Source organism: Bradyrhizobium sp. CB1015 (assembly GCF_025200925.1).
Classification (GTDB): domain Bacteria; phylum Pseudomonadota; class Alphaproteobacteria; order Rhizobiales; family Xanthobacteraceae; genus Bradyrhizobium.
The window spans coordinates 5,327,776-5,340,617 of the sequence record NZ_CP104174.1; the positions used below are offsets into that span (position 1 = coordinate 5,327,776).

9 protein-coding genes and 1 tRNA gene are annotated in these 12,842 nt (G+C 65.8%); 6 read left to right on the forward strand and 4 right to left on the reverse strand.

The features are described 5' to 3' along the window. Nucleotides 1–22: 22 nt before the first annotated feature. From N2604_RS24800 to N2604_RS24820, 5 genes are read left to right on the forward strand one after another with little or no spacing between them, the layout of a single operon-like run. A complete protein-coding gene (locus N2604_RS24800) occupies nucleotides 23–385 on the forward strand; it encodes a hypothetical protein (RefSeq protein WP_260370789.1) in 363 nt (120 codons plus the stop codon). 55 nt (nucleotides 386–440) lie between these two features. Continuing rightward, entirely contained in the window at nucleotides 441–1,715 is a 1,275-nt protein-coding gene (gene ihpA, locus N2604_RS24805; RefSeq protein ID WP_260370790.1) for a divalent metal ion exporter subunit IhpA, read from the forward strand. A gap of 2 nt (nucleotides 1,716–1,717) precedes the next feature. Further along, the gene (ihpB, locus tag N2604_RS24810) at nucleotides 1,718–2,695 is read left to right on the forward strand and encodes a divalent metal ion exporter adaptor subunit IhpB (RefSeq protein ID WP_260376304.1); all 978 of its coding nucleotides are present in this window, start codon (nucleotides 1,718–1,720) and stop codon (nucleotides 2,693–2,695) included. Beyond that, nucleotides 2,688–5,951 carry an efflux RND transporter permease subunit gene (locus N2604_RS24815; protein ID WP_260370791.1) on the forward strand — a complete coding sequence of 1,088 codons (3,264 nt, stop codon included), beginning with the start codon at nucleotides 2,688–2,690 and terminating at the stop codon, nucleotides 5,949–5,951. The genes ihpB and N2604_RS24815 overlap by 8 nt, the downstream gene beginning before the upstream one ends. A 2-nt stretch (nucleotides 5,952–5,953) precedes the next feature. Continuing rightward, nucleotides 5,954–6,946 (forward strand): cation diffusion facilitator family transporter, encoded by a 993-nt coding sequence (locus N2604_RS24820; protein WP_260370792.1) that lies wholly within the window; start codon nucleotides 5,954–5,956, stop codon nucleotides 6,944–6,946. 8 nt (nucleotides 6,947–6,954) lie between these two features. Here N2604_RS24820 and N2604_RS24825 read toward each other — a convergent pair whose 3' ends face one another. Then, complete coding sequence (locus N2604_RS24825; protein ID WP_260370793.1) at nucleotides 6,955–7,815, reverse strand: class I SAM-dependent methyltransferase; 861 nt, start codon at nucleotides 7,813–7,815, stop codon at nucleotides 6,955–6,957. A gap of 125 nt (nucleotides 7,816–7,940) precedes the next feature. Between N2604_RS24825 and N2604_RS24830 the strand changes: the two genes are divergently transcribed. Continuing rightward, nucleotides 7,941–8,017 (forward strand) — tRNA-Val (locus tag N2604_RS24830). A 141-nt stretch (nucleotides 8,018–8,158) separates the two neighbouring features. Here N2604_RS24830 and N2604_RS24835 read toward each other — a convergent pair. The 3 genes from N2604_RS24835 to clpX all read right to left on the reverse strand — a co-directional run bounded on the left by N2604_RS24835 (nucleotide 8,159) and on the right by clpX (nucleotide 12,650). After that, on the reverse strand, nucleotides 8,159–8,563 hold the full coding sequence (locus N2604_RS24835) for a GFA family protein (RefSeq protein WP_260370794.1): 405 nt from the start codon (nucleotides 8,561–8,563) through the stop codon (nucleotides 8,159–8,161). Between the two features lie 72 nt (nucleotides 8,564–8,635). Next, nucleotides 8,636–11,059, reverse strand: coding sequence for an endopeptidase La (lon, locus tag N2604_RS24840; RefSeq protein WP_260370795.1), 2,424 nt, complete (start codon nucleotides 11,057–11,059; stop codon nucleotides 8,636–8,638). A gap of 319 nt (nucleotides 11,060–11,378) precedes the next feature. Next, nucleotides 11,379–12,650: an ATP-dependent Clp protease ATP-binding subunit ClpX gene (gene clpX / locus N2604_RS24845; protein ID WP_008547851.1), complete on the reverse strand. Its 1,272-nt coding sequence runs from the start codon at nucleotides 12,648–12,650 to the stop codon at nucleotides 11,379–11,381. Nucleotides 12,651–12,842: the final 192 nt, after the last annotated feature.

Consider the following 12,842-nt stretch of genomic DNA (forward strand, 5'->3'; position numbering starts at 1 on the left):
AGACCGCAACCAGAGTGACGTCGTGCTCGCAAACCGCCAGCCCTCAGGATCCTGCCGCTCGCGCTCCCGGCGCGGGCTGCTGTCCGTGCTGATCGCGGCTTTCTATCTGATCGCGGGCGCGCTGCACGGCGCAAACGACATCGACGTCACCACGCCCGGCGGCGGCTCGGAGCTCGCCGCGGTCCTCGATGGCGCCAGCGGCCATGGCGACCACAAGGCCATCGGCGGACACCATTGCCACGGCTGCTTCTCGCTGACCGTGGCACAGCCGGTGCCATCGACCGCGGCGATCGCGCTCGTGTCGGCACCGAGCCCGCAACGGACCCCCCGACTCGCCGGAATTGTTCCCGATACCGACTCTCCCCCTCCCAGAGCTCTTGCCTGAATGGATTGGTCGGGCGCTCCGCGCCCATTAGCTTCATCCTTCACAGGTCGATTTCATGTTTCGCAGGGGAATGGCCGCGCGCCTCGCGTGCGCGGCAGCGTGTCTGATTGCAGCATCGGCGCTTGCACCATCGCACGCCCAGACTTTGACGATGCGGAGCGCGCTGTCGCGCGCGCTGGCGGCGAGCCCGCGGCTGACGGCAGCGGAGCGCGACGTCGGCATCGCCACCGGCCAGCGCATCCAGGCGGGCGCCCCGCTCAATCCGGAACTGTCCTACGAACAGGACGATTCATTCGGCTCCGGCAGATATCGCGGCACGCGCTCGGCCGAGACCACGCTCCAGATCAGCCAGGCCTTCGAGCTGTTCGGCAAGCGCGAGGCGCGGATCGCCGCAGGCGCAGCCGGCGTCGAGGTCGCCGCGATCCAACGCAAGGCTATCAGGCTCGAGGTGCTGTCGGAGACCGCGATCGCCTTTCTCAGCGTGCTCGGCGCGCAGCGGCGCATCCAGATCCTCGACGAGCAGATTGCCGCCATCGACCGTCTCACGCCGCTCTTGCGCCGCCGGGTCGAGGCCGGCGCTTCCTCGCCGGCCGAGACGGGCCGCGCCGAGGTCGCCTCCGCCCTGGTGAAGGCCGACCGCGAGCGCTTCAAGGCGGCGCTGGCGAGCGCCCGGCGCGAGCTTGCAGTGCTGATGGGCGATCCCGCCGCCAAATTCGGCGAGGTGTCCGGCCGGCTCGACACCACCGGACGCCCGCCGGCGTTCCAGGCGGTGATTGCCGCCATCGATGCCAATCCGCAGCTGGTGCGCTGGACCGCGGTCTACGCCCAGCGCAATGCCGAGCTGCTGCTGGCACGGCTGAGGCCCTATCCGGACGTGCGGATCGCGGCAGGCTGGCGCCACTTCAACGAAACGGGCGATGATGCGGCGCGGCTGACCGTCTCCGTGCCGATCCCGGTGTTCGACCAGAACCAGGGCAACATCCTCTCGGCCCAGGAAAGCCTCGCCAAGACCCGCGCCGAGCGCGAGGCCAACCGCAACGCACTGATCGTGATCGCCGGCCGCGCCTATGACTCGCTGCAAGGCTCGCTGCGCGAACTCGCGGTGCTGCGCGAGACTGCGATCCCCAAGGCCGTCGAGGCGTCCGAGGCGATCTCGCAAGGCTACGGCCAGGGCCGCTTCACCCTGCTCGAAGTGCTCGACGCCCAGGCCAGCGTGACCCAGGCGCGGCTGCGCGAGCAGGAGGCGTTGCAGAATTTCCACGCGGGTGTCGCGACCATCGAAGGCCTCGTCGGCAATCCCTTCACGCTGGCGCGGGAGAGCGCACGATGAAGATGAAAACGTCCTCGACCATCCTGATAGCCATCATTGCCGCTGCGCTCGGCGCTTACGGCTATTCCCTGCTCGCGGCAACGAAGGCTGTGCACAGCGAGCATGCCGAGCATACCGTACAGAAGAAGCCGAACGACCATGTCGAGCAGGACGAGCACGGCGCCGACCGCATCCGCATCTCCGACGTCAAGCTGGCCGCCGCGGGCGTCACCCTGGCGGAAGCCGCCGGCGCCACACTGACCGACACGCTCGCCTTCAACGGCATTCTGCGCGCCAACCAGGAAGCCGTGGTGCAGGTGACGCCGCGCTTTCCCGGCGTCGCCAAATCCATCCAGAAGCGGATCGGCGACAAGGTCGCCAAGGACGACCTGCTTGCCGCGATCGAAAGCAATCAGAGCCTCACCGTCTACGAGTTGAAAGCGCCGATTGCCGGCACCATCATCGAGCGGCAGATCTCGCTCGGCGAATACACCTCCGAGCAGAAGCCGGCCTTCGTCGTCGCCGACCTCTCGTCCATCTGGGTCGACTTGTCGATCTACCGGCAGGATCTCCGCCGCGTCCGCCTCAACGACGAAGTGCTGGTCGATCCTGACGACGGCCACGGCGAGATCAAGGGCACGATCTCCTACATGGCGCCGATCGGCAGCAGCGAGACCCAGACCGCGCTGGCGCGCGTTGTGCTGCCCAATCCGAACGGACGGCTGCGGCCCGGCCTGTTCGTCACGGCGCGGCTGATCCTGGCGGCGCGCAATGTCGCGGTCGCCGTGCGGCGGAGCGCGATCCAGACGCTGAAGAACAAGACCATCGTGTTCGTGCGCGAGGACGGCGACAAGATCGAGGCGCGGCCCGTGGAAACCGGCGATTCCGATCCGCGCCACGTCGAGATCAAGGCGGGCCTTTCGGCCGGCGAGCGTTACGTCGCCGAGAACAGCTTCGTCGTGAAGGCGGAGATGGGCAAGGGCGAGGCCGAGCATGATTGAGCGTCTCATCGCCCTCTCGCTGCAGCAGCGCTGGCTGGTCCTCCTGCTTGCGCTCGGCGCCGTCGCCTTCGGCGCCTGGAATTTCCAGCGCCTGCCGATCGACGCGGTGCCCGACATCACCAACGTCCAGGTCCAGATCAACACCCGCGCACCCGGCTATTCGCCGCTGGAGACCGAGCAGCGCATCACCTTCCCGGTCGAGACCGCGATGGGCGGCCTGCCCAAGCTCGACTACACCCGCTCGCTGTCGCGCTACGGTCTCAGCCAGGTGACAATCGTCTTCAAGGACGGCACCGACATCTATTTCGCCCGCCAGCTCGTCGGCGAGCGCATCCAGCAGGTGAAGGACCAGCTGCCGGCGGGCGTCGAGGTCGCGATGGGTCCAGTCTCGACCGGCCTCGGCGAAATCTTCATGTACACCGTCGAGGCCAAGACGGACGACAAGGCGAACGACAAGGCGGACGACAAGACCGACGACAAGGCGGGCGCGAAGACGCAAGGCCACGACTATTCGCTGACCGACTTGCGCACCGTGCAGGACTGGATCATCCGGCCGCAGCTTCGCAACGTGCCTGGTGTGATCGAGGTCAACACGATCGGCGGCTTCGAGCGGCAATTCCACGTGCTGCCCGACCCCGGCAAGCTGATGGCCTACCGGCTCGGCTTTCGCGACGTGATGACCGCGCTCGCGGCCAACAACGCCAATGTCGGAGCCGGCTATATCGAGCGCAACGGCGAGCAATACCTGGTTCGCTCGCCGGGCCAGGTCGGCAATATCAGCGAAATCCAGGACATCGTGATCGGCTCGCGCGGCGGCAATCCCGTCAGGATCAGGGATGTCGCTGCTGTCACCGAGGGGCGCGATTTGCGCACGGGAGCCGCGACACGCAATGGCGAGGAGACCGTGCTCGGCACCGCCATGCTGCTGATCGGCGAGAACAGCCGCAGCGTCGCCCGCCGCGTCGCGGCCCGTCTCGAGGAGATTGCAAAATCGCTGCCCGAGGGCGTCGTGACGCGGACCGTCTACGACCGCACCGACCTGGTCGAAGCCACCATCGGCACGGTCAAGAACAACCTGCTGGAAGGCGCGGCGCTTGTGGTGGCCGTGCTGTTCCTGATCCTCGGCAACATCCGCGCGGCGCTGGTCACGGCCTGCGTTATTCCGCTGTCGATGGCGATGACCATCACCGGCATGGTCGAGACCAAGGTCAGCGCCAACCTGATGTCGCTCGGCGCAATCGACTTCGGCATCATCGTCGACGGTGCCGTCATCATCGTCGAGAATTGCCTGCGCATCCTGGCGGCGGCCCAGCGCGAGAAAGGCGGCCTGCTGACGACCCCGGAGCGGCTGCGCGCGATCCTGCGCGGGTCGAGCGAGGTGATCAAGCCGAGCCTGTTCGGAACGCTGATCATCGCCGTGGTCTATCTGCCCGTGCTGACGCTGACCGGCGTCGAGGGCAAGATGTTCACGCCGATGGCGCTGACGGTGCTGATGGCACTCGGCGCAGCCGTGCTGTTCTCCATCACCTTCGTGCCGGCGGCCGTCGCCATCTTCGTCAAGGGCAAGGTGTCGGAGCACGAAAACCTGTTCATGCGGATGGCGAAGCGTGCCTACCTCCCCCTGCTCAATTTTGCCATCGACAATCGGGCCGCGGTCGCGATCATGGCCGTGCTCATCGTGACCGCGAGCGGCATCGCCGCCGCGCGGATGGGTGGCGAGTTCATTCCGAGCCTGGACGAAGGCGACGTCGCGCTGGCCTCGATCCGGATTCCCGGCACCAGCCTCACGCAGTCGCTGGACCTGCAGAAGGCGCTGGAAAAGCGCATCAAGCAGATCCCCGAGGTCAAGGAGTTCTTCACCCGCATAGGCACCGCCGAGATCGCCACCGATCCGATGTCGCCGGCGCAGACCGATGGCTACATCATGCTGAAGCCGCGTGCCGAATGGCCCGACCCGGGCAAGTCGAAATCGGACGTGGTCGAGGCCATCGAGCATGCTGCAGACGAGATTCCCGGCAGCGCCTATGAAACCTCCCAGCCGATCCAGTTCCGCGTCAACGAGCTGATCTCCGGCGTGCGCACCGACGTCGGCGTCAAGATCTTCGGCGACGATCTCGACATCCTGCAAGGCGCCGCCAAGCAGGTGGAGGCCGCGATCCGCGGCATCCGCGGCGCCAGCGACGTCAAGATCGAACAGGTCGCGGGCCTGCCGATCCTCACCGTCCGCCTCGACCGCCAGGCGCTCGCCCGCTACGGCCTCAGCGTCGCCGATGTGCAGGGCATCGTCGAGATCGCGGTCGGCGGCAAGTCGGCGGGCAAGCTGTTCGAGGGCGACCGCCGTTTCGACATCGTCGTGCGCCTGCCGGAGCACCTGCGCGGCAATCTCGAGGCGATCCGGGCCATTCCAATTCCTCTACCGCCCGGAGAGGAATCCGGCACCGGGTCGGCCGTTCGCACCGCGCTGCCGGCCTCGCCGCTCGCCCAGATGCGCTATGTGCCGCTGTTGTCGGTCGCCACCGTCGATGCGACGCCCGGGCCGAACCAGATCAGCCGGGAGAACGGCAAGCGGCGCATCGTCGTCACCGCCAATGTCCGCGCGCGCGACCTCGGCTCCTTCGTCGCGGTGGCCGAGGCGGCGGTGGCCGAGAAGGTGAAGCTGCCGCCGGGTTACTGGATCGGCTGGGGCGGCCAGTTCGAGCAGCTGGTCTCGGCGACCAAGCGGCTGACGATCGTGGTGCCGGTGGCGCTGCTGCTCGTGTTCCTGCTGCTGTTCATGGGCATGGGATCGGCGGTCGATGCGGCCCTGGTGTTCTCCGGCGTGCCGCTGGCGCTGACCGGTGGCGTCGCCGCGCTGCTCCTGCGCGACATTCCTTTGTCCATCAGTGCCGGCGTCGGCTTCATCGCGCTGTCGGGCGTCGCCGTGCTCAATGGCCTCGTCATCATCGCCTTCATCGAGCGTCTGCGCAGCGAGGGACGCTCGGTCGCGGAGGCCGTGCGCGAAGGCGCGCTGACGCGGCTGCGCCCGGTGCTGATGACGGCCCTTGTCGCCTCGCTCGGCTTCGTGCCGATGGCGCTCGCCACAGGCGCCGGCGCCGAGGTGCAGCGGCCGCTCGCGACCGTGGTCATCGGCGGCATTCTCTCCTCGACGGTGCTGACGCTGCTGGTGCTGCCGGCGCTCTACGTGCTGTTCCGCCGTGACGTGGCAAACGAAACGCCTACAATGGCGCCTGATTTGGCGACGTCCGCGGAGCGCTAGAATTGGGCGGCCACGACCACCACTGTCATCACGACCATGATCATGCGGGCCACTCGCATGCGCATGGCCACGATCATGGTCACGGGCACGATCATGGTCATGGGCACGGCCATGTCCACGCGCCCGCCAATTTCGGCAAGGCGTTCGCGCTCGGCATTACGCTCAACACCGCGCTCGTCGTGGCCGAGGCGGTTTACGGCTATATCGGCAACTCTACCGCCCTGCTCGCCGATGCCGGCCATAACCTGTCCGACGTGCTCGGCCTCGTCATTGCCTGGGGCGCCTCGATCGCAGCCCGCCGCGCGCCCAGCGGCCGCTTCACCTACGGTTTTCGCGCCTCCACCATCCTGGCGGCGCTGGCCAATGCGGTGTTCCTGCTGGTCGCAACCGGCGCCATCGGCTGGGAAGCGATCCTGCGCTTGCAACAGCCCGAGCCGGTCGCCGGCATCACGGTGATGGTGGTCGCCGGCATCGGCATCCTCATCAACGGTTTTACCGCCCTGCTGTTTGCGAGCGGCCGCAAGGACGACATCAACATCGAAGGCGCGTATCTGCACATGGCGGCCGACGCCGCGGTCTCGCTCGGCGTCGTAGTGTCTGCGGCGCTGATCATCTGGACCGGCTGGCTCTGGCTCGATCCCCTCACCAGCCTCGTCATCTGCGCCACGATCCTCTGGAGCACGACCAGCCTCTTGCGCAGCTCCATCGACATGTCGATGGCGGCTGCGCCCAAGGGCACCGACCTTGCCGCAATCAGGGCGTTCCTGCTGGCGCGGCCGGGCGTCTCAGGGATTCACGATCTCCATGTCTGGCCGATCTCGACCACCGAGACGGCGCTGACCTGCCATCTCGTGATGCCGGCAGGCAGCGACGACGCATTCCTGATGCAGACGACGCAGCTGCTGAGGACGACATTCCGCATCGGCCACACCACGCTTCAGGTCGAGACGCATCCCGACAATGGCTGCGCGCTCGCGCCGGATGATGTGGTGTAGGACAGCGCCTACGCAGCCTTCGCCGTCACGATCCAGATCGCGCCCTGCAGCGCCACGCTTTGCCCCTTCAGGAACGGCGCGAGCGTTTCGCGGATCGAGGCCTTGGCGGCCTCGTACGTCTCCGGCGGATGGCCCTGGAGCGCGCGGCTGGCCGGGCCGATCTGCAGCGAGCCGTCCACGGCCGCATCGAGGCCGCCGCCGATCGCGATATCCATCGCCAGATTGTGCGGCTCCATTGCCACGTCGACGAAGCCCGCGCCTTTGAGGATGCGCATCACGCGCTCCTCCGAGGCGAAGGCAAACGGGCCCGGCTCCTCCGGCCCGACCGGCGGCATCTTCGGCACGTGCTTGTAGACCGCCATCAGCGGCGCCATCATCCACGGGTTTTCCTTCGGCTCGCGCCAGCAGGCGAAGGCGAGCCGGCCGGTCGGCTTCAGCGCCCGGCGCAGATTGGCGAAGGACGCGATCGGATCGGCGAAGAACATCACGCCGAAGCGTGAAGCGAGCACATCGAAGCTCGCCGGCTCGAACGGATAGACCGTCGCGTCCGCCAGCACGAAATCGAGCGGCAGACCCTTTGGCGCAAGCGCGCGCGCCTGCGACAGCATCGGCTCGGAGACGTCGAGGCCGAGCGCAAAGCCATCAGGCGCCACCGCCTTGGCGAACGCCAATGTCGTCGCGCCGGAGCCGCAGCCGACGTCGATCACGCGCTCGCCCGGTCTTGGTCCGGCGCGGTCGATCAGCACATCGGCGATGGGCCCGAGCAGCTTCTCCTGGACCGCGTGGCGATCGGCCCAGCGCTGCCCGCTGGGGCCGTTCCAATAGGCGATCTGGTCGGCATTCTGCTCGTGCCCGCTCGGTGGTTGCATCGGGTTCCTCAGTCACTTTGACTGGCGGTGATATTGGAGGCCGGTCAAGCGGTCAAATGAGCCGGATCTGCGCTGTTGCCGCCCCTTGCTCCTCCCCCCGCCGGAGGGCTAAAGAGGGCGCCGTGGGGCGGTTAGCTCAGCTGGTTAGAGCATCTCGTTTACACCGAGAGGGTCCGCGGTTCGAATCCGTGACCGCCCACCAGCCTTCGCTCGCTTCGCGAGCTACGGCTCGGCAGGCCAGCACAGCAGGTCATGAGCGCGAAGCCAGCGAAGGCTGCCAGGCCGAAGCCCAAGGGGCGAAGGCGGGCTTTTCGCAGCGAGCTACGGCTAGGCAAGCCCGCTCTCAATCCTGCGGCCGCCCCGGCAGCAGGGGCACGGCGTCGATCCACACCGCCGCCGACTGGCACCAGATCTGTCGCGTGGGCCGCAGCGCATCGCGCTGGCGGATCGAGCCCCAACGGATGCCCCAATCGTCGGCCTGATCGCCCTCGCCGCTGGTGAACAGCGGGGAACCGCAGTCGCCGCAAAAATGCTGGAAGCGCATCCGGCCGTTGTCACCGCGCTTGCCGTAGATTTTGGGCGTGCCGCGGGTCAGGCGGACATCGGCCTCGGTGCAGATGGCCGTCACGCGGAACGGCGAGCCGGTCAACGTCTGGCAATCGGTGCAGTGACAGACCGAGACTGCCTCCGGGTCGACCTCGGCCTCGAAGGTGATCTTGCCGCAATGGCATTGCCCGTCGACGTGCATTGCCTCCTCCCCTGTCCCCCAACAAAAACGACGCCCGAAGGCGCCGTTTTATCATCATTCCGAGCTGCGATCTCAGTGAGCGGTCAGGCCGCCGGCGGCTTCGTCCCCGTCCGGCTTCACCGTCACCTTGGTGTCCTCTTCCCAGACGATCGGCACCGGCTTCTTCACCAACGCCTTGGCGACGACGTCGTCCAGGCGCGAGACCGGGATGATCTCCATGCCGCCCTTGATCGCATCGGAAATCTCCGTGAGATCCTTGGCGTTGTCCTCGGGGATCAGCACCGTCTTGATGCCGCCGCGGGCCGCAGCCAGCAGCTTCTCCTTCAAGCCCCCGATCGGCAGCACGCGGCCGCGCAGCGTGATCTCGCCGGTCATCGCGACATCATGGCGGACCGGGATGCCGGTCATGACCGAGATGATCGCGGTGGCCATCGCAACGCCCGCGGACGGACCGTCCTTCGGCGTCGCACCCTCCGGCACGTGCACGTGGATGTCGCGCTTGTCGAACAGCGGCGGCTCGACGCCGTAGTTGATCGCGCGCGAGCGAACGTAGGACGCCGCCGCGGAGATCGACTCCTTCATGACGTCGCGCAGATTGCCCGTGACCGTCATCTTGCCCTTGCCGGGCATCATGACGCCTTCGATCGTCAGCAGCTCGCCGCCGACATCGGTCCAAGCCAGGCCGGTGACGATACCGACCTGCGGCTCGCTCTCGATCTCGCCGAAGCGGTATTTCGGCACTCCGAGCAGCTCTTCCAGAGTCTTCTCGGTGACCTTGACCGACTTCTTCTTGGAGATCATCAGCTCCTTCACCGCCTTGCGGGCCAGTGTGGAGAGCTCACGCTCCAGGTTGCGCACGCCCGCTTCGCGGGTGTAGCGGCGGATCAGAAGCAGCAGCGCCTCGTCGTCGATCGAGAACTCCTTGGAGTCCAGGCCGTGCTTGGACACCGCGTTCGGGATCAGGTGCTTGCGCGAGATCTCGACCTTCTCGTTCTCGGTGTAGCCCGCGATCCGGATGATCTCCATGCGGTCCATCAGCGGTCCCGGAATATTGAGCGTATTCGCGGTGGTGATGAACATCACGTTGGACAGATCGTAGTCGACCTCGAGATAATGGTCGTTGAAGGTCCCGTTCTGCTCGGGATCGAGAACCTCGAGCAGCGCGGAGGACGGATCGCCGCGGAAATCGGCGCCCATCTTGTCGATCTCGTCCAAGAGGAACAGCGGATTGGACGACTTGGCCTTGCGCATCGACTGGATGATCTTGCCGGGCATCGAGCCGATATAGGTGCGGCGGTGACCGCGGATCTCGGCCTCGTCGCGCACGCCGCCGAGCGACACGCGCACGAACTCACGTCCGGTCGCCTTCGCGATCGACTTGCCGAGCGAGGTCTTGCCGACGCCCGGAGGCCCGACGAGGCACAGGATCGGCCCGGTCAGCTTGTTGGCGCGCGACTGCACCGCGAGATACTCGACGATGCGTTCCTTGACCTTCTCAAGCCCGTAGTGATCGGAGTCCAGGATGGCTTGCGCCTGCTCCAGGTCCTTCTTCACCTTGGACTTCTTGTTCCAGGGGATCGACAGCAGCCAATCCAGATAGTTGCGCACGACGGTCGCTTCCGCGGACATCGGCGACATCTGGCGCAGCTTCTTCAATTCGTGCTGCGCCTTCTCGCGCGCTTCCTTGGAGAGCTTGGTCTTGGCGATCTTCTCTTCGAGATCGGCGAGCTCGTCGCGACCGTCGTCGTCGCCGAGTTCCTTCTGGATCGCCTTCATCTGCTCGTTGAGATAATACTCGCGCTGGGTCTTCTCCATTTGTCGTTTGACACGAGAACGAATCCGCTTCTCGACCTGCAGCACCGAGATCTCGCTTTCCATCAGGCCCAGCACCTTCTCCAGGCGCGTGGTGACGGACAGCGTCTCCAGGATGCCCTGGCGATCGGCGATCTTGACGGCGAGATGCGAGGCAACCGTGTCGGCAAGCTTGGCGAAATCGGTGATCGCCTGCACGACGCCGACGACCTCGGCCGAGATCTTCTTGTTGAGCTTCACATAGCTCTCGAAGTCGGACACGACCGAGCGCGCCAGCGCTTCCGCCTCGACCGATTTCGCATCGGTGTCGGCGAGCGCGACGGCGGTCGCCTCATAATAGTCGGCGCGATCGGTGTACTTCGCCACGCGCGCACGCTCGAGCCCTTCGACCAGCACCTTCACGGTACCGTCGGGGAGCTTCAAGAGCTGGAGCACGCTGGCAAGCGTCCCGGTCTCGTAAATGGCATCGGGCGCCGGATCATCGTCGGACGCGTTCTTCTGCGTCGCGAGCATGATCAGCGCGTCGTTCTTCATCACCTCTTCGAGCGCGCGGATCGACTTCTCGCGACCGACGAAGAGCGGAACGATCATGTGCGGGAAGACGACGATGTCGCGCAGCGGCAGCACGGGATAAGCGTGCGCTTCGCCATGGACGATGGTTGGCCGGGGTTTGGGATTGGTCATGGCCTTTTCCTTTTGCTTTGCCCCCTTGCACGCAGCCCGCTGATCATGCGCAACCGCCACAAGGTGCCGAGGTGATCCGCAGAACCGGTCGGTCCTACAAGTTGGACCGGCTCGCCGGAACGGAACTGAGGCGAATCTTGAAGAGAATTTTCGCTCGCCGCCGACATTAGGTGGCTATCGACCCGGGGGGTGTCAAGTCATTGAAAGACGCGCGCCATCAGGCGCTTACGCGCGCAATAAGCGACGCCACACCGGCTGCGGAAATACCGTTCCGCAGCCCACCTTGAGGAGACAATTGGAGCGTTCCAGCGTCGTCAGATCAGGCGCTGGCATTCTCGACGGCGCGATCGGACCGATCGGCGTAGATGTAGAGCGGACGCGCCGTTCCTTCCACGACCTCGCGGGAAATCACGACTTCTTCCACACCCTCCAGGCCCGGCAGGTCGAACATGGTCTCGAGCAGGATCGCCTCGAGGATCGAGCGCAGGCCTCGCGCGCCGGTCTTGCGCTCGATCGCCTTGCGGGCGACCGCGCCAAGCGCCTCGTCGGCGAAGGTCAGCTCGATGTTCTCCATCTCGAACAGCCGCTGGTACTGTTTCACCAGCGCGTTCTTCGGCTCGGTGAGGATCTTCTTCAGCGAGGTCTCATCGAGATCCTCGAGCGTCGCCACGACCGGCAGACGGCCGACGAACTCGGGGATGAGGCCGTACTTCAGGAGGTCCTCAGGCTCGACATGGCGGAAGATCTCACCGGTCCGGCGATCCTCCGGCGCGAGCACCTGGGCGCCGAAGCCAATCGAGGTCGACCGACCGCGTGCCGAGATGATCTTCTCAAGGCCGGCGAAAGCGCCGCCGCAGATGAACAGGATGTTGGTGGTATCCACCTGCAGGAACTCCTGCTGCGGATGTTTGCGGCCGCCCTGCGGCGGGACCGAAGCCACCGTGCCTTCCATGATCTTGAGCAGCGCCTGCTGCACGCCCTCACCCGACACATCACGCGTGATCGAGGGGTTGTCCGACTTGCGGCTGATCTTGTCGATTTCGTCGATGTAGACGATGCCGCGCTGGGCCCGCTCGACGTTGTAGTCGGCGGCCTGGAGCAGCTTCAGGATGATGTTCTCGACGTCCTCGCCGACATAGCCGGCTTCGGTGAGCGTGGTCGCATCGGCCATCGTGAACGGCACGTCCAGGATGCGGGCGAGCGTCTGCGCGAGCAGCGTCTTGCCCGAGCCGGTCGGACCGATCAGCAGGATGTTCGACTTCGCGAGCTCGACGTCGTTGTGCTTGGTCTGATGGTTGAGGCGCTTGTAGTGATTGTGCACCGCGACCGAGAGGACCTTCTTCGCATGGCTCTGGCCGATGACGTAATCGTCCAGCACCTTGCAGATTTCCTTCGGCGTCGGAATACCGTCGCGCGACTTGACCAGCGAGGATTTGTTCTCCTCGCGGATGATGTCCATGCAGAGCTCGACGCACTCGTCGCAGATGAAGACCGTGGGACCCGCGATCAGTTTGCGGACTTCGTGCTGGCTCTTGCCGCAGAACGAGCAATATAGCGTGTTCTTGGAGTCGCTCGTGCCGACCTTACTCATTCATGTCTCCGTCCGCGGTTCGATCCCGTTCCGCTCGATCGCTCCATTCCGACACGATGGTCGGCATGAAGCTTAAGTAGAGCAAATTCCGTACCAAAAAAGAGCCTACGCTTTACTACATCCCGTACGAATCACGGTCGCTCGATTCTCCGCGATCATAGCCGATCAATCGTAGCCAACCATGCTGTCACC